21 protein-coding genes are annotated in these 19,153 nt (G+C 64.8%); 10 read left to right on the top strand and 11 right to left on the bottom strand.

Annotated elements, in window-relative coordinates:
* The first annotated feature begins 2 nt into the window (after nucleotides 1–2).
* From BLR03_RS09645 to BLR03_RS09620, 6 genes are all read left to right on the top strand, one after another.
* The gene (locus BLR03_RS09645) at nucleotides 3–773 is read left to right on the top strand and encodes a Flp pilus assembly protein CpaB (protein WP_091252018.1); all 771 of its coding nucleotides are present in this window, start codon (nucleotides 3–5) and stop codon (nucleotides 771–773) included.
* Nucleotides 770–1,963, top strand: coding sequence for a CpaE/TadZ family protein (locus tag BLR03_RS09640; RefSeq protein ID WP_091252016.1), 1,194 nt, complete (start codon nucleotides 770–772; stop codon nucleotides 1,961–1,963). Before BLR03_RS09645 ends, BLR03_RS09640 begins: the two co-directional genes overlap by 4 nt.
* On the top strand, nucleotides 1,960–3,450 hold the full coding sequence (locus tag BLR03_RS09635) for an ATPase, T2SS/T4P/T4SS family (protein WP_091252015.1): 1,491 nt from the start codon (nucleotides 1,960–1,962) through the stop codon (nucleotides 3,448–3,450). Before BLR03_RS09640 ends, BLR03_RS09635 begins: the two co-directional genes overlap by 4 nt.
* Before the next feature lie 7 nt (nucleotides 3,451–3,457).
* A complete protein-coding gene (locus tag BLR03_RS09630) occupies nucleotides 3,458–4,393 on the top strand; it encodes a type II secretion system F family protein (RefSeq protein ID WP_091252013.1) in 936 nt (311 codons plus the stop codon).
* Between the two features lie 7 nt (nucleotides 4,394–4,400).
* Entirely contained in the window at nucleotides 4,401–5,285 is an 885-nt protein-coding gene (locus tag BLR03_RS09625; RefSeq protein ID WP_091252011.1) for a type II secretion system F family protein, read from the top strand.
* Nucleotides 5,286–5,454: 169 nt separating this feature from the next.
* On the top strand, nucleotides 5,455–5,865 hold the full coding sequence (locus BLR03_RS09620) for an Hpt domain-containing protein (protein WP_254788340.1): 411 nt from the start codon (nucleotides 5,455–5,457) through the stop codon (nucleotides 5,863–5,865).
* Here the strand turns inward: BLR03_RS09620 and BLR03_RS09615 are convergent.
* On the bottom strand, nucleotides 5,862–6,632 hold the full coding sequence (locus BLR03_RS09615; RefSeq protein WP_091252007.1) for a response regulator transcription factor: 771 nt from the start codon (nucleotides 6,630–6,632) through the stop codon (nucleotides 5,862–5,864). The genes BLR03_RS09620 and BLR03_RS09615 overlap by 4 nt on opposite strands.
* A 464-nt stretch (nucleotides 6,633–7,096) precedes the next feature.
* Between BLR03_RS09615 and BLR03_RS09610 the strand changes: the two genes are divergently transcribed.
* Nucleotides 7,097–8,155, top strand: coding sequence for a sensor histidine kinase (locus tag BLR03_RS09610; protein WP_254788337.1), 1,059 nt, complete (start codon nucleotides 7,097–7,099; stop codon nucleotides 8,153–8,155).
* 120 nt (nucleotides 8,156–8,275) lie between these two features.
* Here BLR03_RS09610 and BLR03_RS09605 read toward each other — a convergent pair whose 3' ends face one another.
* From BLR03_RS09605 to BLR03_RS09570, 8 genes are all read right to left on the bottom strand, one after another.
* Nucleotides 8,276–9,166 carry a tRNA pseudouridine synthase A gene (locus BLR03_RS09605; protein ID WP_175460481.1) on the bottom strand — a complete coding sequence of 297 codons (891 nt, stop codon included), beginning with the start codon at nucleotides 9,164–9,166 and terminating at the stop codon, nucleotides 8,276–8,278.
* A 31-nt stretch (nucleotides 9,167–9,197) separates the two neighbouring features.
* Nucleotides 9,198–9,758, bottom strand: a complete 561-nt coding sequence (gene rplQ, locus BLR03_RS09600) for a 50S ribosomal protein L17 (RefSeq protein WP_091252006.1) — start codon at nucleotides 9,756–9,758, stop codon at nucleotides 9,198–9,200.
* A gap of 77 nt (nucleotides 9,759–9,835) precedes the next feature.
* Nucleotides 9,836–10,846 carry a DNA-directed RNA polymerase subunit alpha gene (locus BLR03_RS09595; RefSeq protein ID WP_018773683.1) on the bottom strand — a complete coding sequence of 337 codons (1,011 nt, stop codon included), beginning with the start codon at nucleotides 10,844–10,846 and terminating at the stop codon, nucleotides 9,836–9,838.
* 134 nt (nucleotides 10,847–10,980) lie between these two features.
* Entirely contained in the window at nucleotides 10,981–11,382 is a 402-nt protein-coding gene (gene rpsK / locus BLR03_RS09590) for a 30S ribosomal protein S11 (RefSeq protein WP_018773682.1), read from the bottom strand.
* 50 nt (nucleotides 11,383–11,432) lie between these two features.
* A complete protein-coding gene (gene rpsM / locus BLR03_RS09585; protein ID WP_003803743.1) occupies nucleotides 11,433–11,807 on the bottom strand; it encodes a 30S ribosomal protein S13 in 375 nt (124 codons plus the stop codon).
* Between the two features lie 179 nt (nucleotides 11,808–11,986).
* Complete coding sequence (gene rpmJ / locus BLR03_RS09580) at nucleotides 11,987–12,100, bottom strand: 50S ribosomal protein L36 (RefSeq protein ID WP_009358722.1); 114 nt, start codon at nucleotides 12,098–12,100, stop codon at nucleotides 11,987–11,989.
* Nucleotides 12,101–12,169: 69 nt separating this feature from the next.
* On the bottom strand, nucleotides 12,170–12,391 hold the full coding sequence (infA, locus tag BLR03_RS09575) for a translation initiation factor IF-1 (protein ID WP_009358723.1): 222 nt from the start codon (nucleotides 12,389–12,391) through the stop codon (nucleotides 12,170–12,172).
* A 188-nt stretch (nucleotides 12,392–12,579) separates the two neighbouring features.
* A complete protein-coding gene (locus tag BLR03_RS09570; RefSeq protein ID WP_091252004.1) occupies nucleotides 12,580–13,656 on the bottom strand; it encodes a P1 family peptidase in 1,077 nt (358 codons plus the stop codon).
* A gap of 349 nt (nucleotides 13,657–14,005) precedes the next feature.
* On the opposite strand from BLR03_RS09570, the gene BLR03_RS09565 reads away from it, so the two are divergent.
* The 3 genes from BLR03_RS09565 (at nucleotide 14,006) to BLR03_RS09555 (ending at nucleotide 17,379) form a co-directional block, all read left to right on the top strand.
* Nucleotides 14,006–14,956, top strand: coding sequence for a carbohydrate ABC transporter permease (locus BLR03_RS09565; RefSeq protein ID WP_217639755.1), 951 nt, complete (start codon nucleotides 14,006–14,008; stop codon nucleotides 14,954–14,956).
* 155 nt (nucleotides 14,957–15,111) lie between these two features.
* A complete protein-coding gene (locus BLR03_RS09560; protein ID WP_091252107.1) occupies nucleotides 15,112–15,933 on the top strand; it encodes a carbohydrate ABC transporter permease in 822 nt (273 codons plus the stop codon).
* A gap of 99 nt (nucleotides 15,934–16,032) precedes the next feature.
* Nucleotides 16,033–17,379 carry an ABC transporter substrate-binding protein gene (locus BLR03_RS09555; protein ID WP_091252002.1) on the top strand — a complete coding sequence of 449 codons (1,347 nt, stop codon included), beginning with the start codon at nucleotides 16,033–16,035 and terminating at the stop codon, nucleotides 17,377–17,379.
* Between the two features lie 111 nt (nucleotides 17,380–17,490).
* Here the strand turns inward: BLR03_RS09555 and map are convergent, their stop codons facing one another.
* The gene (gene map, locus BLR03_RS09550) at nucleotides 17,491–18,318 is read right to left on the bottom strand and encodes a type I methionyl aminopeptidase (RefSeq protein WP_091252000.1); all 828 of its coding nucleotides are present in this window, start codon (nucleotides 18,316–18,318) and stop codon (nucleotides 17,491–17,493) included.
* Nucleotides 18,319–18,582: 264 nt separating this feature from the next.
* Nucleotides 18,583–19,152 carry an adenylate kinase gene (locus BLR03_RS09545; RefSeq protein WP_175460480.1) on the bottom strand — a complete coding sequence of 190 codons (570 nt, stop codon included), beginning with the start codon at nucleotides 19,150–19,152 and terminating at the stop codon, nucleotides 18,583–18,585.
* Nucleotide 19,153: the final 1 nt, after the last annotated feature.

Below are 19,153 nucleotides of genomic sequence, written 5' to 3'. Positions count from 1 at the left end.
GCATGAAGTCCCGACTCCTCGCCGGAGTGGCAGCGGTCGTCCTGGCCATCATCGGCGCCCTTCTCGTGGTCTCCTACGCCAACGGCGCGGACGAGCGGGCTGTCAAGAATCTTGAGCCCGTGGATGTTCTCGTAGTGGCAAAACCGGTGCCGGCGGGCACCCCGGTGGAAAGCCTCCTGCCCTTCCTGACCAGCCAGAAGCTGCCGGGCACTTCCGTGGCCAAGTCTGCGCTGAAGAGTCTCGACGGCCAGGCCGGCAAGGTCACCGCCGTCGACCTGGTGCCGGGCGAGCAGCTCGTTGCGGAGCGGCTGGCCGCCCCGGAAACCAACCAGTCCGGCGGCGCTATAAAGGTACCGGAGGGCCTGCAGGAAATCTCCTTCCAACTCGAGGCCCAGCGCGTCGTCGGCGGCCAGCTGACGCCCGGCGATCACATCGGCATCTTCATCTCACTGAAAGCTGGCGGCCTCGCGGCCAGGCCGGATGCGGAGACAACACAACTGACCCTCCACAAAGTCCTGCTCACCGCGGTGCAGGGGGCCCCGGTCCAGACAGCAACTCCCCAGCCCTCGGAAAGCGCTTCCGGGGCGGCCCCGGCACCAGCTCCGCCGGTTCCCGCCGGGCCACTGATCCTCACCGTGGCCGTGAACGACGTCGACGCCAGCAAAATCGTCTATGGCAGCGAATTCGGCACGCTCTGGCTGAGCAAAGAACCGCTCAACGCCATTGACAGCGGCCGGCCTGGAATCATGACGAAACCGGAGGTGTACAAGTGAGCCGCTTCGTGCTGATCACTCCCAATACTGACTTTGACGCGCGGGTTCGAAGGGCACTGGCGGGCGGTCTAGCGGGCGGCCTGCAGACCTTCGCCTTCGTCGATCCGGCTGATCTTGGCACATTGTTCACGAACCTCAACCATGAACGCCCCGAGGTGCTGATACTTGGGCCGGACCTACCGGTCGGAGACGCGTTGCGGCTGGCCACCGTCTTTGACGTCCAGCTGCCCGAGTTGAGCATCATCCTGGTGGGCGAACCTGACCCCGACTTTGTCCTGCTGGCCATGCGCGCCGGCATCCGGGATCTTCTCAGCCCGAACGCCGATGCTGCCCAGATCCGGGTCTTACTGGAACGCGCCTGCCAGTCCTTTGCCAGCAAGTACCGAACCGCGGGCGGTCAACAGCCTGACGGTTCGAGTGGTCAGGTGATCGGCGTCTTCTCGCCCAAGGGCGGCGTGGGTAAAACGACGATTGCCACCAACATCGCCATAGGACTCGGGCAAATCGCGCCCATGAGCGTGGTGATCGTGGACTTGGACCTGCAGTTCGGAGACGTGGCCTCGGGTTTGTACCTCCGCCCGGAGCACACCGTCACGGACGCGGTCTCTTCCTCGGCGAGCCACGATTCCCTGGTGCTCAAGGCCTTCCTCACCGTCCACTCCGCCAACATCTATGCGCTTTGCGCCCCGCGAAGTCCGGTGGAAGCGGACTTCGTCACAGCGGAGCAGATCACCCGGCTGTTGCAGCAGCTCGCGGAACAGTTCCAGTACGTCATCGTGGACACGGCCCCGGGGCTGCCTGAAATAGGGCTGGCCGCGATGGAGCAATGCACAGATATTGTCTGGGTGACTGCCATGGACGTGCCCAGCATCCGAGGACTCCGGTCCGGCCTGGACATCCTCGGCCGACTGGACCTCCTGCCGGAGACGCGTCATGTGGTCCTCAACATGGCAGACTCCAAGTCCGGCCTCAGCGTCCAGGACGTTGAGGCGACCATTGGTGCGCCCGTTGACGTCAGCATTCCCCGTTCCAAGGCGGTAGCCTTCTCCACTAACCGGGGCATACCGGTGCTCCAGGACGGACGCAAGGACCCGGCGGTCAAAGGCCTGCGCCAGCTCGTGGAACGGTTTGATCCGGCGTGGCGGGCCAGGGCGAAAAAGAAACTGCACCGAAGGGTGGTGGTCCAGTGAAACTTTCCGAACGGCTTTCCGCCGCTGAAGGCGGATCCGCCCCTGAGACTATGGCGGCACCCTCTGGCCGCCGTGCCTCTCACGTTGATCCTCACCTGGCTGCGGCTCCCCCTCCTCGTGAGCAACCGCGTCCCATTCCGGCCGCTCCTACTTTTGAGGAGCAAACCGACGCGCTTCATTCCACGGGCCAACAGCCGGTGGATGCCTTCGCCACCCTCAAGGAACGCGCCGCCACGGCCCTGTTTGAACGGATGGGCGCCCGCTTCAACGATTCCGCCCTAAAAGAAGATGACCTGCGTGCAGCCGCACGGGAAGAGCTCATCCGGATCGTCGATGCCGAGCAGGTTCCCCTCTCTGCAGAGGAACGCTCCCGCCTGGTCCGCGACGTGGCAGACGATGTGCTCGGCTACGGGCCCCTGCAACGGCTCCTCGACGACCCGGCCGTCACGGAAATCATGGTCAACCGGATGGACCAGATCTATGTCGAGCGGCACGGCAAGCTGACCTTCACCGAGTCGAGGTTCAGTTCCGAGGACCACCTTCGCAAGGTCATCGAGCGCATTGTTTCCAAGGTGGGCCGTCGCATCGACGAGTCGTCGCCACTCGTGGATGCGCGACTCGAGGACGGGTCCCGCGTCAACGCGGTCATTCCCCCGCTCGCAGTGGGCGGCTCATCCCTCACGATCCGCAAGTTCAGCAAGGTGCCGCTGACGGTCCGGAACCTCATCGAGTTCGGCACGCTGACGCCCGAGATGGCCGAGCTGCTGGATGCCTGTGTGAAGGCCAAGCTCAACATCATCGTGTCGGGCGGTACCGGTACGGGCAAGACCACGCTGTTGAATGTGTTGTCATCGTTCCTGCCCTCTGACGAGCGCATCGTGACGATTGAAGACGCCGTCGAGCTCCAGATCCAGCAGCGGCACGTAGTGCGATTGGAGAGCCGGCCGCCGAATACCGAAGGCAAGGGCGAGGTCACCATCCGCGAACTGCTGCGAAACTCCCTGCGTATGCGTCCGGACCGCATCGTGGTGGGTGAGGTCCGTGGTGGCGAGTCCCTCGACATGCTCCAGGCCATGAACACCGGCCACGACGGCTCGTTGTCGACCGTCCACTCGAATTCGCCCCGCGACGCCGTCGCGCGCCTGGAGACTCTGGTCCTGATGGCCGGAATGGACTTGCCGTTGCGCGCCATTCGGGAGCAGATCGCCTCGGCAGTCAATCTCATTGTCCAGATTTCCCGGCTCCGCGACGGCACGCGCCGGATCACGCATGTCACTGAGGTCCAAGGCATGGAAGGGGATATCGTGACGCTCCAGGACGCCTTCGTCTTCGACTATTCGGCCGGTGTGGACGCCCACGGTCGTTTCCTCGGCAAGCCCGTCCCCACCGGGATACGTCCCCGTTTCATTGACCGCTTCGAGGATCTTGGCATCCATGTCTCCCCCAGCGTGTTCGCTGCTCCCCCGGTTTCTGCCGTGAGACGGTGAGGCGGACATGACGTTGTTGTCTCTTGGAGTTGTCTTTGTCTTCGCCGCGGTTCTGCTCCTCGGTGGTGCCTTGTTTGCCCCTCGGAATGCCACAGTGCCGTTGGACCGGCGCAGGCCCGTCCAGAACCAGCCCGACTCCCCGCTGACCCGGTTCGCGGGTTCGGCTGTCCAACTCGTCGACAGGCTCTTCGCGAAGCGGCAGGTGCGGCTCTTCAACCGGGAGGCCATCGAAAACGCAGGACTCAGACTGAGCCAGGCGGATTTCCTGGTACTTGTCCTGGCCGGATCCTTCGTGGGTGCGCTGACAGGCTTCGTCATTTCCGGACCACTGCTGGCTATCTTCCTCATCCTGGTGGCGCCCCTGGCGGGGCACCTTGTCCTCGGCTTCCTCGGAGGCAAGCGCAGGAGTCTGTTTGATCAACAGCTGGGCGACACCCTCCAACTGCTCTCCGGCGGCCTCAGGGCCGGCCACAGCATTCTGCGCGCCATTGATGCGGCCGCCACGGAATCGCTGAGCCCAACGTCGGAAGAGATGCGCCGGGTTGTCACGGAGACAAGCCTGGGGCGGGATCTGCTGGCCTCCCTCAACGACACGGCCAAACGAATGCAGAACGAGGATTTTGTCTGGATCGCCCAGGCAATCCAAATTAACCGGGAGGTAGGCGGGAACCTGGCCGAGGTCCTGGACCAGGTCAGTGAGACGATTCGCGAGCGCAGTGAAATCAAGGGCCACATCAAGTCGCTCGCTGCCGAGGGTAAGTTCTCCGCCTACATCCTGATGGCCATGCCGATTGGCATCGTTGCTGTGCTCATGGTGGTCAACCCTGGCTACATGAACGTCATGTTTACGCACGCGTTGGGATGGGGCATGATCGTGGCCTCCGCTGTCTTGATGACGATCGGTGGCCTGTGGATGCGCAAGATCATCGATTTGAAGTTCTGAGACGCCCATGGACCCCCTCGTTCTGCTCGCGCTACTGTTGGTGTCGCTTCCGCTCGGGTTCCTGGCGTGGTCGTGGCTGTCCGTGGACCGGAAGTCCGAGCGTGCAGCCCGGGAGCTGCTGGCGCTTGGCAGGGACACGGCGGGCCCCTCGGAGCAGGAGCAAAGCAAGCTCGTGGAGCGGATCGGCTACAGGCTGACGCCGGCCGGCTATATCAGGAAGCTAGACAGGCTTGTGTCCCTGGCGGGACGCCCGGCATCACTGCCTCTCGGGCGCGTGCTAGCGGCCAAGCCCCTGCTGGGCGTGGTTGGGGCTCTCCTCGGACTCTACTTGGGCAACGCAGGACCGACGCCGGTCCTCAAGCTGGTGGGGATCTTTGTAGCGCTGCTGGGCTACTTCATTCCCGACCTCCTGCTCTACAGCAAGGGCCAGGAACGCCAGAAGGTCATGCAGCTGGAACTGGCGAATACCCTGGACCAGATGCTCATTTCCGTCGAAGCAGGACTGGGGTTCGAGGGAGCCATGGCGCGCGCCGGCGAAAACGGAAAGGGACCGCTCGCCGACGAGCTCGTCCGGACCCTGCAGGACATGCAGGTGGGCAGGAGCCGCCGCGAGTCATATCTGGCGCTCGCGGAACGCACCAGCATTCCGGAACTGCGCAGCTTCGTCCAAGCCGTCGTCCAGGCGGACACCTATGGCATCGCCGTCAGCACAGTGCTTCGGATCCAGGCGAAAGTCATGCGGGTCAAGCGACGGCAGCGGGCCGAGGAGAAGGCCATGAAGCTACCGGTCATGATCCTTTTTCCGCTGCTCTTCTTCATCTTCCCCGTGCTTTTCATCGCCATTCTTGGACCCGCGGTCATCAATGCCGTGGCCACCTTCAGCGGCAAATAGCCACACGAGGCTTCCGGTGCCGCTCCGGCCCGGGCCCTGGCGGGCCCTGCCTCTCTGGGCGAGGCCGACAGGGCAGAACTCAGGAATGCACCCGCAAAAGCCGCAAGTTTGCCACAGGAAACGACAGAGTCTGAAACGCGAGGCCGGAGCAGCAAGTAGCGTGGTGCACATGTCATTTTCAGCTGCCGAAGACGCCAGAGCGTCCACCACCGCGTCCAAAGTTGAGACTTCCCTCGTGGACCCCTCGGCCCTTCAGGAACTCGGATCACAGCTGGAAAGCCCCGCCGTTGCCAAGGGATTCGCGAGGGACTACGCAAGGATGTGGGACCAGCGTTATCAATGCCTCGCCAAGTCCATCGACAGCGGTAACGAGTCCGCCGCGCTGGACGCCGTCCTGAGCCTGAAGACGTCCTCGGCGATGGTCGGCGGCGTTCGTCTGACCGAGCTCGCGCGAGAGCTCGAGGACGCCATCCGCGTCCGCGACATGGACCTCGCGCGGTTGCTCCTGCGTGAAGTCGCGGAAAGTGGAAACGACACCGTGGACGAACTGCAGCTCAGCTACAACCTCGGGGACAGCTAGTCCAAGGGCGGGGTGATCCGGTACCCGACGCCGCGGACTGTCTGGAGCCACCGAGGATGCAGCGGATCCTCATGCAGCTTGCGACGCAGGTTGCCTATATGCACTTCGACGGCACGCTCGTCGGAGTCACTGATGTAGGCATCCGCGCTGTAATGCTCACCCCGAACGACCCGCACCAGATCAGTCTTCGTCCGGACGGCACCGGCCCCCTTCAACAGGGCATGCAGGAGATCGAATTCACTGCGGGTCAGATTGGTAGGGATGCCGTCAACCGTCGCCAACCGTGTGTGCGGGTTCAATACCAAGCCGTTGTGCCGGAATTCCGCATCCTGGGGCGGGACCAGACCCTTCGAAGGTGCCACTCGCAGGTCCAGGGACGTGGCATCGTCGGCCTCCTGCCGAGGCCGACGCATCATCGCAGCTACCCGGGCCCGGAGTTCGCGGGGCCGGAACGGTTTGGTCATGAAGTCATCGGCGCCGGTATGCAGTGCGGTCAGGGTGTCCAGCTCGTCCGTCCTTGCTGTCAGCATGACCACGTAGGCATCGCTGAACTGCCGAATCCGGCGCAGGACTTCATAACCGTCGATATCGTTGAGGCCGACGTCCAAGGTGACAACGCTGGCCCCCTGGCTTCGTACGACCTCGACCCCCTCGCGACCGCTCGCTGCGCCGTGGACGTCAAATCCCGCCTGGCTCAACACAGCTTCGACCAGGTTGCGTACATCTTCGTCGTCTTCCACAACGACGGCGACTCCCAAGTCAGTCATGGCCCCCCTCACATCTGATGCGACACCTACCCCCATAGCGGCCACGTTGTTACTGCCGTGCAACCATAATGCAGCAGCATTGCTAGAATACCCACGCTATAGCGCTAAGAACTGTTTAGGCACAGTCACCGGAACATATTTTCGTAACTTGTCAAGTTAGCGTGACGAATGCTGTTAAATTGGAGCAGTGAGGAAGGGGCGCGGCTTCATTGAGTAGACAGCATATGGTCCGGGACCCGGCAGGTTTCTTTGCGGGACTGCCTCTGCGTGGGCAAGTGTTTCTGTGCCAACTGCCGCTCACACTTGTGACCGCGACTTTGGCGCTCGCCGCGCCTGAGGGCTGGTTCGGAGTCTTGGAGAGCGGCCTGTGGCAGGCCGCCCTAGCGCTCCATCTGGCTCTCCTCACGGCGTGCCTCCTCGTACCATGGCAGCGATTCGCGCCATACGCTTGGCGCGCAATCCCTATGCTCGACTTGATCGCGGTCGGCCTCATTCGCGGTGCCGGCGTCGAAGGCCTGCCGGACCTCGGCATTCTGGCTGTCCTCCCGGTGATGTGGATTTCGGCCTCGGGGCTGCCCCTTGCCGCCCTACTCCCGATCACGTTCTTCGGGCCATTGCTGACCGGCCTGCCTTGGTTGCTGCCTGGCAGTTCCAGCCCGGACCGGATTGCCGCCGTCCTCCTGCCATTCATCACAGTGGCGGTGTCCCTCACCCTGCGATTCGCGCCGCCGCAAGCGACTGGGCCCCAGACAACCCAGCTCGGCGCCCTCCTCGCGGACAGCCGCGAACGCGAACAGCTGCTCAATGACGAGGTCACCGGCCTAGTGGACGCCCTCGCCGCAAAGGACGAGGTGGTCTCCACGGTCTCCCACGAATTCCGTACGCCGCTGACGTCCATCATCGGCAACCTCGACCTCGTGCTCGCCGATACGGAGGGCCTGGACAGTCCGGCGGTGCGCCGCATCGAGGTCGCGCAGCGCAACGCGGAGCGGCTGCTGGCCCTGGTATCGGACCTCCTGATGTCCGCCAGCTCCGCGGTCCATGTCCATCCCCGCCGCACCGACCTCGCCGGGCTCGTGGAGGCCAGCCTCGGCTCGGCCCAGGCACATGCACAGGCGTCCCGCGTTGACCTCACGATGGACGTCCGGGGCCCGCTCTGGGCCCATGTGGATCCGCTCCGGATCAGCCAGGCCTTGGACAACCTCGTATCCAACGCGATCAAGTACTCCCCCGACGGCGGATCGGTGCGGGTCTCGGCCAGCACGGGCGATGGTTTGGTGCGCCTCCACGTCGCAGACACGGGCATGGGCATGACAGCCGCCGATGCCCGGCGGGTCTTCACCCGTTTCTTCCGCAGCCCGGCCGTCCGCGAGGGGTCGATTCCGGGGGCCGGCCTGGGGCTGTCCATCACGAAGGCCATCGTGGAGCGGCACGGCGGCTCAATCTCCTGCCGCGCGCTCCCAGGCCACGGGAGCACATTCACCATGGAGCTTCCCGCCGACGGTCCCCCGGGGGCGTTCTAGCGTCGCATCGCTGCGTCGGAGTTTCCCCACCTTCGGGCATCCCTCCCAGCGTGTTGCGCCGACCCGCCGCTGTCCAGGGCTTTTCGCGTCGTTGAAGGCGGGGAAATTCGGCGGCGACCCTTAAGCCCGCAGCGCCCTGGTTAGTTCGGCCCGGGCCAGCAACCCGCTGTCCGAGGGGTAGGCCACTTCCTCCAGCACCAGCGGATGCGGGGCAGCCAGTACCGAGCGGGCGTCGCGCTGCCGGGCGAGCAGCCGCTCGTAGAGCCACCCCGGAGCCTCCACGCCCTCTCCCACGTAAAGGGCCGAGCCCACCAGGGAGCGGACCATGTTGTGGCAGAACGCGTCGGCCTGGACGGTGGCGACAATGACGCCGTCGGTGCCGCGCGCGAACTCAAAGCGCTGCAGTTCACGGATGGTGGTGGCGCCCTCGCGCGGCTTGCAGTAGGAGCGGAAGTCCTGCAGCCCAAGCAACTGCACGGCACCCTCGTTCAGCAGCCCGACGTCGAGCGGGCTCTTGTGCCAGAGGGTCGAATAGCGCCCCAGCGGGTCCCACAGGGCCGGGCCGTCCGCGATCCGGTAGGAATAGCGGCGCCACAGGGCGGAGAACCGGGCGTCGAACCCTTCGGGCGCGACGGTCGCCCGGTGGACCTCGATCGCCCCGCTGAGGTCCCCCAGCCCCCGGCTCAGGGCGCCGCGGAGGCGCCGGACCAGGGCGACGGCGGGATCAAGTTCAACGCCGCGGTTCAGTCCCTGCCACTCGGCCTCACTGAGGTCCAGGTGGACCACCTGCCCCCGCGCGTGCACGCCGGCGTCGGTCCGGCCGGCCACCGTGACCCGCACGGGCCGGCGGACCAGCAACGCCAATGCCTCTTCCAGGACGCCCTGGACGGTGCGCAGCCCAGGCTGCACGGCCCACCCGCTGAAGGGGCCGCCGTCGTACGCCAAATCCAGCCGGATACGCAAAAACCCGCCGCCCCCCAAAACGGGGGCAGCGGGTTTGAGCTCGTTCATAGACTTAAGTCTATAAGAAGGTTTTGGCGAATTACTTCGCGTCCTTCTCGGACTCAGCGGCAGCTTCCTCAGCGGCCGGAGCCTCTTCGGTGGCTTCAGCTTCGGGAGCCTCGGCAGCGGGAGCCTCTTCGGTCTCAGCAACCGGAGCAGCTTCAGCCTTCTCGGCGTCCTTCTTGTCGGCATCGCGCTTAGCGGCGGAGGTAGCCTCGGCTACGACAGCCTGCTTGGCGGAAACCGGCTCGAGGACCAGTTCAATGACAGCCATGGGAGCGTTGTCGCCCTTGCGGTTGCCGATCTTGGTGATGCGGGTGTAGCCGCCATCGCGGTTCTCCACTGCCTGTGCAATGTCGGTGAACAGCTCGTGGACGACGCCCTTGTTGCTGATCAGGCCGAGTACACGACGGCGGGAAGCGAGGTCGCCACGCTTGGCGAAAGTCACCAGTCGCTCAGCGTAAGGCTTCAGGCGCTTGGCCTTGGTCACCGTGGTGGTGATCCGCTTGTGCTCGAACAGTGCGGCGGACAGGTTCGCGAGCATAAGACGCTCGTGAGCCGCTCCGCCTCCGAGGCGCGGACCCTTAGCGGGGGTAGGCATAATAGTTTCTCCTCATATGGAAGCCGTCGGGCTGCGCACGCCAGGGTGCATCCAGCCGGCCGGCCAAGATCTGTTGGTTAGAGCTCGTCGTCGCTGAACGCGGCGTCGTCCTCTTCGATGGCTGCGGCACGTGCTGCCAGATCGAAACCGGGAGGGGAGTCCTTGAGGGACAGACCCAGTTCGACCAGCTTGGCCTTGACCTCGTCGATGGACTTCGCACCGAAGTTGCGGATGTCCATCAGGTCAGCCTCGGAGCGGGCAACGAGTTCACCCACGGTGTGGATGCCCTCACGCTTGAGGCAGTTGTAGGAACGGACCGTCAGGTCCAGATCCTCGATCGGCAGAGCCATGTCGGCTGCCAGGGCAGCGTCCGTCGGCGACGGGCCGATCTCGATACCTTCAGCTGCGGTGTTCAGCTCGCGGGCCAGACCGAACAGTTCCACCAGGGTGGTACCGGCCGAAGCAACGGCGTCGCGCGGAGCGATTGCCTGCTTGGTCTCGACGTCGACAATGAGCTTGTCGAAGTCAGTGCGCTGCTCAACACGGGTAGCTTCCACGCGGAAAGTAACCTTCAGGACCGGCGAGTAGATCGAGTCGACCGGAATGCGGCCGATCTCGGAGTCGCCGGACTTGTTCTGAGCTGCCGAAACGTAGCCGCGGCCGCGCTCAATGGTCAGTTCGAGCTCGAACTTGCCCTTCGAGTTCAGCGTGGCAATGTGCAGATCCGGGTTGTGGAATTCGACGCCGGCCGGCGGAGCGATGTCCGCGGCGGTGACGACTCCCGGGCCCTGCTTGCGCAGGTAAGCAACAACCGGCTCGTCGTGCTCGGAGGAAACCGACAGGTTCTTGATGTTCAGGATGATCTCAGTGACATCTTCCTTGACACCCGGAACCGTGGTGAACTCGTGCAGCACGCCATCGATCCGAATGCTCGTGACAGAGGCACCAGGGATCGAGGAGAGCAGGGTACGACGGAGGGAGTTTCCGAGGGTGTAACCAAAGCCCGGCTCAAGCGGTTCGATGATGAACCGGGAGCGGTTTTCGGAGACGACCTCTTCGGAGAGGGTGGGGCGCTGTGCAATGAGCACTTAGGTTTCCTTTCGGCGAGCATCCGCTATATGACGCAACACAGGTGGTGGAAAGAGTCGGTCTGAAGACTTAACGCGGCCGGGCCTGCCCGGACCGGTGAGGGTCCGGGCAAGCTCCTGGGCGTTGGAAAGCCTTAGACGCGGCGGCGCTTCGGCGGACGGCAGCCGTTGTGGGCGCTGGGGGTGACGTCCTGGATGGAGCCAACTTCGAGGCCAGCGGCCTGCAGCGAACGGATGGCGGTTTCGCGTCCGGAACCCGGTCCCTTGACGAACACGTCGACCTTGCGCATGCCGTGCTCCTGTGCACGCTTTGCGGCGGCTTCGGCGGCCATCTGGGCAGCGAACGGGGTGGACTTACGCGAGCCCTTGAAGCCAACCTCACCGGACGAAGCCCAGGAGATGACAGCACCGTTCGGGTCCGTGATGGACACGATGGTGTTGTTAAAGGTGCTCTTGATGTGCGCCTGGCCCAGCGCGATATTCTTCTTGTCCTTCTTACGCGGCTTGCGAACCGCGCCACGAGTCTTCGGGGGCATTTTTTCTCCTACAGAAAGTTATCGGGGAAGCCGAGTTAATCCCTCAGGGATTAACGAGCCTTCTTCTTGCCGGCGACGGTACGCTTCGGGCCCTTGCGGGTACGGGCGTTGGTCTTCGTACGCTGTCCGCGTACGGGCAGGCCCTTGCGGTGACGCAGGCCTTCGTAGCTGCCGATCTCAACCTTGCGGCGGATGTCGGCGGCTACCTCGCGGCGAAGGTCACCCTCAACCTTGTAGTTGCCTTCAATGTAGTCACGCAGCTCGACCAGCTGCGCGTCGGTCAGGTCCTTGACCCGAACGTCAGCGCTGATGCCGGTGGCAGCCAGGGTTTCGTGTGCACGGGTCTTGCCCACGCCATAGATGTAAGTAAGCGCAATTTCCAACCGCTTTTCGCGGGGAATGTCTACGCCAGCGAGACGAGCCATAGTGGCAGTGCTCCTTGTATAAACCGGAGGTCGTAGGCAGTACACCCGCACGTAAAGTGCGGCCCCAGCCTCCGACCGGGGGTTAGCTGTCCGGGCCCATTACGTCCCAGTTCAGCTTGTGCTGCCTTTTCTATTTACTTGCGTGGGTTAGCAACCCAGGGTTTTCCCGAAGAGGGAAATTAGCCCTGGCGCTGCTTGTGGCGCGGGTTCTCGCAGATCACCATGACCCGGCCATTACGGCGGATCACTTTGCACTTTTCGCAGATCTGCTTGACGCTCGGCTTGACCTTCATGGCATTCCTTTGCGTGTTGCAGTTGGTCAGCTGGACCGGCCTTCGGCTGTTGCTCTGGCCGCCCAGTGTTTACTTGTAGCGGTAGACGATACGACCACGTGTCAGGTCGTAAGGGCTCAGCTCCACCACTACGCGGTCCTCGGGGAGGATCCTGATGTAGTGCTGGCGCATCTTTCCAGAGATGTGTGCCAGAACGATGTGCTTGTTGGTGAGCTCAACGCGAAACATCGCGTTAGGCAGCGCCTCGGTCACAACGCCCTCGATCTCAATGACCCCGTCCTTCTTGGCCATACCCTCCGCTAACTGTTGTTGCCGCAGCCTCCCGATTTGCACCGGTCATGACTGCGGACGTTTTTGATTGATTGGTTGGTGCCACCCGACCACAAAAGGGCACAACGGGGCAGACAACCAACAGTCAACACTACGCCATTTTGGCGGGATTGTTAAATCCAGAGTTAAATCCAGCAATCGTAGCGCACTCAGCGTCCGTACGCACCTAGCGTGCCGGCCGGCGTCGTCACTGGCTCCGCCCGTTCGATCCCATCGAGGATGGCCAGGCGCACGACGTCGGCAGCCGCGCTCTGCAGCGTAATGAGGCTGATCTGGCGGGCCGCCGGGGTGCTGCGGTCCAGTGCGACGGCGCCGGTCGCCAGGGCGAACACGGTGTCACCGTCGGCAAGGGTATGGCTTGGATTCAACGCCCGGGCCAGTCCGGCATGGGCCGCCGAGGCCGTGCGCTTGCACTCGGACTTGTCCAGGACGGCATCAGTGGCGACGACGACGAGCGTCGTGTTGAGCGGCGGGGCTGTAGCGCCAGGACCGTAGCCTGCGGCTTCGGCCTCACCTTCCGCCCCAACAGCCGAAACCCTCTGCGTGCTCGCTCCTTCGTCAACCCTCTGCGTGCTCGCTCCTTCGTCGCTTAGACGCACGCTGCCGGGTTCCGTCTGCTGGAGCGATGTGCCCCACGGCAGTCCCAGCGCGTTGACCACCGCAATGGCCCCCACCACGATTGGCCCGTCTTTTGAGATGTTGTTTAGGGTTATGGAGGCTGTTCCAACTCCGCCCTTGTAGGTGCCACGGCCGATTGCTGCTCCTGTGCCGGCACCAACGTTGCCTCGGTCGACGTCGTGGCCGTTAGCCTCGGCCCCGGCGGCTGCCGTGGCCGCGTAGCCCATCGCGTCGCCGGGGCGGGCGGTGAAATCACCGCCGCGACCGAGGTCGAAGATCGCGGCGGCGGGGACGATCGGGACAAGCCCGCCGGGGACGGCGAAGCCGCGGCCGTTCTCCTCGCACCAGCGCTGGGCCCCGTGCGCCGCCGCGAGGCCAAAGGCGCTACCCCCGGTCAGGACGACGGCGTCCACGGTAGAGGACAGCGTGGTGGGATCCAGGGCGTCCGTCTCATGCGTTCCGGGGCCGCCGCCGCGGACATCCACCGAGCCCACCGTGCCGGGCGGCGGAAGAACCACCGTCACCCCGCTCAGCCAGCCGTCGTCGGACTTCTGCACATGGCCTACCCGGATCCCGGCGACGTCGGTAATCGCTCCCGTTGCTGTCATGGCTCCATTGTGCGCCCGCAACCCAACTGACTCGCAGCAGGGGCCGTTTTGCGGGCTCATAACGGCCACAAGTGCGAGTCAGTTGGGTATAGGGATTTAGGGGTTTAGGGAATCGTTGCCGGCAGTTCCCCAGCCCTACTTTCCGGCCGCCGGCGTCGGCTCCGGCTTCCAAAACAAATGTTATGCAATCCTTCGGCGAACACTGCGTGAACGGTTTTGGAAGCCTCGAGCAACAATCTCAAGGACAGCCCGGATACGGGATTTCGCCCGTCAAGCATGTGGTGGAGTGAGTCAGGTCCCCCGCCCACCTGCCTGCCTTTCGGCCGGCCCGGATCCGTTAGAGACCCGAATGACCAGACTATTGACTGACCGGCCGCCCGCCGTTGCGGAGGCCGGCAAGGCCAGCCCGCGGCGACCCCGCTGGTCCGGCCGAACCCGCCGGGACTTCTTCGTCTTCCTGGCCCTCGCGCTCCCGAACCTCGCGCTGATCGCCGTGTTCACCTACTTGCCCCTGATCAACAACATCTACTACTCCACGCTGGACTGGACCCTCGGTTCCGCGTCCGCCACCGTAGTGGGGCTCGGGAACTACATCACGTTCTTCACGAGCCCCGACGCCGCGAACGTCCTGGGCACCACCGCCATCTTCACCCTGGTAACGGTCGGCGCGTCCATGGTCTTGGGACTATTGGTGGCCCTGGCGCTGAACTCCAAAGTCCGCGGCACCACCTTTGCCCGCTCCGCCGTGTTCGCGCCCTACGTGCTGAGCGGCGTCGGCGTCGGGCTCGTGTGGCTCTTCATCTTCGACCCCGGCTACGGGGTCCTCGCGTGGCTGCTGCGCGGCATCGGCCAGCAGAGCCCGCAGTGGATCAACGATCCCCAACTGTCGCTGGTCATGGTGATCCTGGTCTACGTCTGGAAGAACCTCGGCTACTGCGCGGTGGTGTACCTGGCCGGCCTGCAGTCACTGCCGCAGGACGTCATGGAAGCGGCCGCCCTGGACGGGGCCAACGGCTTCCGGCGGTTTGTGAACATGTCCCTGCCGCTGCTCTCGCCCACCACGTTCTTCCTGCTTATCACCACCATGCTGAGTTCACTGCAGGCCTTTGACCTGATCCGGATCATGACACCGCTGGGCAACGGCACCAGCACCCTGATCTATGAGGCCTATCTGCAAGCCTTCGGCGCCTTCAACCGGGCCGGCTATTCAGCCGCCATCTCGGTGGTGCTCTTCGCCATCCTGCTCATCATCACCGTCCTCCAGTTGCGGTTCGTCGAACGGAAGGTGCACTACTCGTGAGCACGCTCTCGCCTGTCACCCCCGATCCCGCCACCACCGGCGACGCCCCCGCTCCCGATGCAGGAGGAGTCCCGGTACCCGGCGAGGCAGCGGCACCCGAGGGCGCCGTCACCGAAGCACCGCCCCGGCGCCCGACGCCGTTCTCCCGCGCCAACCTGATCCAGACGATCGCCGGCGGCTACGTCCCGCTGATCCTGGCCACCCTGGTGGTGTTCCTGCCCCTGCTGTGGATGCTCCTGAGCTCCTTCAAGCAGCCGGGCGAGATCATCACCATGGACCTGAAGCTCCTGCCGGACAGCGTGAACCTGGAGAACTACAAGACGGCCATGACCACCGTTCCGTTCGGGCAGTTCTTCATGAACAGCCTGATCGTCACCACCGTGGGCTCCACCGTCAAGGTGATCCTGGCGATCCTGACCGCCTACGCTCTCGTGTTTGTCCGCTTTCCGTTCAAGAACGCCATCTTCGTGCTGATCCTCGTGGCCCTCATGGTCCCGCCGCAGGTGTCCATCCTGCCCAACTACATCCTGATCGCCGGGATGGGCGGCAAGAACACCTTGTGGGGCATCATCCTGCCGGGACTCGGCACCGCCTTCGGCACATTCCTGCTGCGCCAGCACTTCCGGACGCTGCCCGGGTCCATCCTCGAGGCGGCGGAAATCGACGGCGCCGGCCACTGGCGCCGGCTCTGGCAGGTCGTGGCGCCGGTCTCCGTTCCGTCGATCGCCACAGTTGCCCTGGTAACCGTGGTCAGCGAGTGGAACGACTACATCTGGCCGCTCATCATCACGGACCGGCCCGAAACCATGCCCCTCCCCGTCGGCCTGACGCTGCTGCAGAACTCCGAGGGCAACGGCTCCGGCTGGGGCATCCTCATGGCCGGCGCCGTCCTCGTGATCGTCCCGATCCTGCTGGTCTTCGCCGCCCTTCAACGCTATATCGTCGCCGGCCTCACGCAGGGCAGCGTCACGGGCTGACCCTGCCCGCGCCCGCCCGAACCACGCCCGCCCGCCCGAACCACGCCCACTATCTCCGTCATCAGAACCAACGAGTCCGTACCTTTGAGAGGATCCACCGTGGCAATCAACCTTCACCGCCGGCATTTCCTGGGGCTGGCCGGCGCCAGCGCAGGAGCAGCAGCACTGGCCGCCTGCGGCGGCCCGTCGACCGCCGGCACTCCTGCCGCCACCGGCGCAGCCGAGATCGACTTCAGCGGCGTCAAGCCGGCCGCGTCCTTCGATTTCTGGACCAACCACCCCGGCAAGTCCCAGGACGTGGAACAGTCCGTGATCGACAAGTTCCATGCGAAGTTCCCGGACATCAAGGTCAACCTCGTGACCGCAGGCGCCAACTACGAGGAAATCGCGCAGAAGTTCCAGACCTCCCAAGCCGCCAAGTCAGCGCTGCCCGGCCTCGTGGTCCTCTCCGACGTCTGGTGGTTCCGCTACTTCACCAACGGCAACATCATTCCCCTCGACGGCCTGGTCAAGCAGCTCGACATCAAGGTGGATGACTTCCAGAAGTCGCTGGTTGCGGACTACCAGTACGCCGGCAAGCAGTGGGCGCTCCCCTACGGCCGCTCCACCCCGCTGTTCTACTACAACAAGGACCACTTCAAGGCCGCGGGACTGCCGGACCGCGCGCCCAAGACCTGGCAGGAGTTCGGCGACTGGGCGCCCAAGCTCAAGGCCAGCTCCGGCGCCCAGTACGCCTACATCTACCCGGCGCTGGCCGGCTACGCGGGCTGGACCCTGCAGAACAACCTGTGGGGCTGGGGTGGCAGCTGGTCTGACGGCTGGACCGTCACCTGCGATTCCGCCGAGTCCGTCGCCGCGCTGCAGTGGGCCCAGGACTCGATCTACAAGGACAAGTGGGCCGGGGTCTCTTCCAAGGAAGCCGCGGATGACTTCGCCGCGGGCATCACCTCAACCACCATTTCCTCCACCGGATCGCTCCTCGGCGTCCTGAAGTCCGCCAAGTTCAACGTGGGGGTCGGCTACCTCCCGGGCGGCCCGAAAGCCGAAAGCGGCGTCTGCCCCACGGGCGGGGCCGGGCTCGGCATTCCCAGCGGTGTCAGCAAGGAAGTCCAGCTCGCGGCGGCCACGTTCCTGAAGTTCATGACCGAACCGGAGAACACGGCAGCATTCTCCGCGGCCACCGGCTACATGCCCACCCGTATGTCGGCCGACATGGGGGCCGTGCTGGCCAAGACCCCGCAGATCAAGACCGCCATGGACCAGCTCGCCGTGACCCGGGTCCAGGACAACGCCCGGGTGTTCCTGCCCGGCGCGGACCAGGAGATGGCCAAGGCCGCCGCCGCCATCCTCACCCAGCAGGGCGACGTCAAGGCCACCATGGCCGGGCTGAAGACGACCCTCGAGGGGATCTACACCAAGGACGTGAAGCCGAAGCTCACCAGCTAGGCCGGCAGGCGATACGCAAATCCCTGGCGTCACCGGTATTCCGGTGACGCCAGGGATTTTTTGCGCCGCGGTCGGATTCGGGCGTCGCCGTCGCCTGTGAAGCGCGGGCGGCTAGGGAATCGGGACGGGCACGACGCCGAGCGGGGCCAGTTTCGCCGCTCCGCCGTCCGGCGCCGAGAGGACCCAGATGCCTTTGTCATGGACGGCGACGGAATGCTCCCACTGGCAGGAGCGCTTGCCGTCAGTGGTGACCACCGTCCAGTCGTCGTCGAGCACGGCGGTGTCGATGCTGCCGCGGACCAGCATGGGCTCGATTGCAAGGCACAGTCCCGGGCGGATCTTCGGCCCGCGGTGGCCGGTGCGGTAGTTCAGGACGTCCGGGGCCATGTGCATCTCGGAGCCGATGCCGTGGCCCACGTAGTCCTCGAGGATGCCCAGCGGCTTGCCCGGCACCGAGGAGACGTAGTCGTCCACGGCGTTGCCGATGTCGCCGACGAACTTGCCGGTCGCCAGCGCGGCGATGCCCCGCCACATGGCTTCCTCAGTGACCTCGGACAGGCGCACGTCTTCGGGATCGGGGGTGCCGACAATCACGGTCCGGGCGGAATCGGAGTGCCAGCCGTCCACGATCGCTCCGCCGTCGATCGAGATGATGTCGCCGTCCGCCAGGATCCTGCTGCCGGGGATGCCGTGGACCACTTCCTCATTTACCGAGGTGCAGATGGTGGCCGGGAAGCCGTGATAGCCGAGGAAGTTGGACTTGGCGCCGGCGTCCTGGAGCACGGCGGCGAACACCTCGTCCAGCCGGGCAGTGGTGACGCCCGGGGCGGCCGCGGCAACCGCGGCATCCAGTGCCCGGCTCAGGACAAGCCCGGCCTCATGCATGGTGCGCATCTGGGCGTTGGTCTTGTATTCAATGCGGGGCTGGCCGAATGCCATCTCTACCTCAGTGCTTCATCTCGCGGCCCGGGCGGGTTTCCTCCCGGGCCTCCACTACGGGTCATCAGTTCAAGTCTTCAAGCTCTATTCTCCCGCACGGCCGCGGCGGTCTGGAACGGAGGCACCGCGGGCGCCAAGGCGGCCGGCGCCGCGGGCTCCCCCGCACGCGGACGCCCCTGCCGACCCGCAGGTTCCGCCAAACGCCGAAGGGCGCGTCCCGTACACGTGGTACGGGATGCGCCCTTCGGGAACAGCAGGAGCGGATCAGGCGGCCTGGGCCGACTTGATCGCTTCCATGACGCGCTCGGTGACCTCATCAATGCCGCCGATGCCGTCCACCTGGGTCAGGATGCCGCGCTCGGCATACTTCTGCACAACGGGTTCGGTCTGGCCGTGGTACAGGTCCAGCCGGTGACGGATAACGGCTTCGTTGTCGTCGCTGCGGCCGGTTTCCTTGGCACGGCCCAGGAGCCGCTTGACCAGTTCTTCATCGTCCGCGGTCAGCTGCAGGACGACGTCGAGCTTCTGGTCGCCGTCGGCCAGGATCGCGTCGAGGTAGTCCACCTGCGCGGTGGTGCGCGGGTAACCGTCCAGCAGGAAGCCGGGCTCGACGTCGTCCTCGCTGAGGCGGTCGCGCACCATCTTGTTGGTGACGCTGTCCGGAACGAAGTCGCCGGCGTCCATGTACTTCTTGGCCTCGACGCCCAGCGGCGTCTCACCCTTGACGTTGGCGCGGAAGATGTCTCCCGTGGAGATCGCAACGACGCCGAGGCGCTCCGAAATGCGTTCCGCCTGCGTTCCCTTGCCGGAGCCGGGAGGTCCGATAATCAACATT

It is taken from the genome of Arthrobacter sp. ok909 (assembly GCF_900104405.1).
Taxonomy (GTDB): Bacteria; Actinomycetota; Actinomycetes; order Actinomycetales; family Micrococcaceae; genus Arthrobacter; species Arthrobacter humicola.
Note: the sequence above shows the minus strand (reverse complement) of the source record. Positions and strands in the feature narration are given on the sequence as shown.

Excerpts from the sequence above, each read along its gene's own strand:
- BLR03_RS09645 (WP_091252018.1), top strand. The coding sequence starts at position 3 with ATGAAGTCCCGACTCCTCGCCGGAGTGGCAGCGGTCGTCCTGGCCATC.
- BLR03_RS09630 (WP_091252013.1), top strand. The coding sequence starts at position 3,458 with ATGACGTTGTTGTCTCTTGGAGTTGTCTTTGTCTTCGCCGCGGTTCTG.
- BLR03_RS09625 (WP_091252011.1), top strand. The coding sequence starts at position 4,401 with ATGGACCCCCTCGTTCTGCTCGCGCTACTGTTGGTGTCGCTTCCGCTC.
- BLR03_RS09620 (WP_254788340.1), top strand. The coding sequence starts at position 5,455 with ATGTCATTTTCAGCTGCCGAAGACGCCAGAGCGTCCACCACCGCGTCC.
- BLR03_RS09615 (WP_091252007.1), bottom strand. The coding sequence starts at position 6,632 with ATGACTGACTTGGGAGTCGCCGTCGTTGTGGAAGACGACGAAGATGTA.
- BLR03_RS09610 (WP_254788337.1), top strand. The coding sequence starts at position 7,097 with ATGCTCGACTTGATCGCGGTCGGCCTCATTCGCGGTGCCGGCGTCGAA.
- BLR03_RS09605 (WP_175460481.1), bottom strand. The coding sequence starts at position 9,166 with ATGAACGAGCTCAAACCCGCTGCCCCCGTTTTGGGGGGCGGCGGGTTT.
- rplQ (WP_091252006.1), bottom strand. The coding sequence starts at position 9,758 with ATGCCTACCCCCGCTAAGGGTCCGCGCCTCGGAGGCGGAGCGGCTCAC.
- rpsK (WP_018773682.1), bottom strand. The coding sequence starts at position 11,382 with ATGCCCCCGAAGACTCGTGGCGCGGTTCGCAAGCCGCGTAAGAAGGAC.
- rpsM (WP_003803743.1), bottom strand. The coding sequence starts at position 11,807 with ATGGCTCGTCTCGCTGGCGTAGACATTCCCCGCGAAAAGCGGTTGGAA.
- rpmJ (WP_009358722.1), bottom strand. The coding sequence starts at position 12,100 with ATGAAGGTCAAGCCGAGCGTCAAGCAGATCTGCGAAAAGTGCAAAGTG.
- infA (WP_009358723.1), bottom strand. The coding sequence starts at position 12,391 with ATGGCCAAGAAGGACGGGGTCATTGAGATCGAGGGCGTTGTGACCGAG.
- BLR03_RS09570 (WP_091252004.1), bottom strand. The coding sequence starts at position 13,656 with ATGACAGCAACGGGAGCGATTACCGACGTCGCCGGGATCCGGGTAGGC.
- BLR03_RS09565 (WP_217639755.1), top strand. The coding sequence starts at position 14,006 with ATGACCAGACTATTGACTGACCGGCCGCCCGCCGTTGCGGAGGCCGGC.
- map (WP_091252000.1), bottom strand. The coding sequence starts at position 18,318 with ATGGCATTCGGCCAGCCCCGCATTGAATACAAGACCAACGCCCAGATG.
- BLR03_RS09545 (WP_175460480.1), bottom strand. The coding sequence starts at position 19,152 with ATGTTGATTATCGGACCTCCCGGCTCCGGCAAGGGAACGCAGGCGGAA.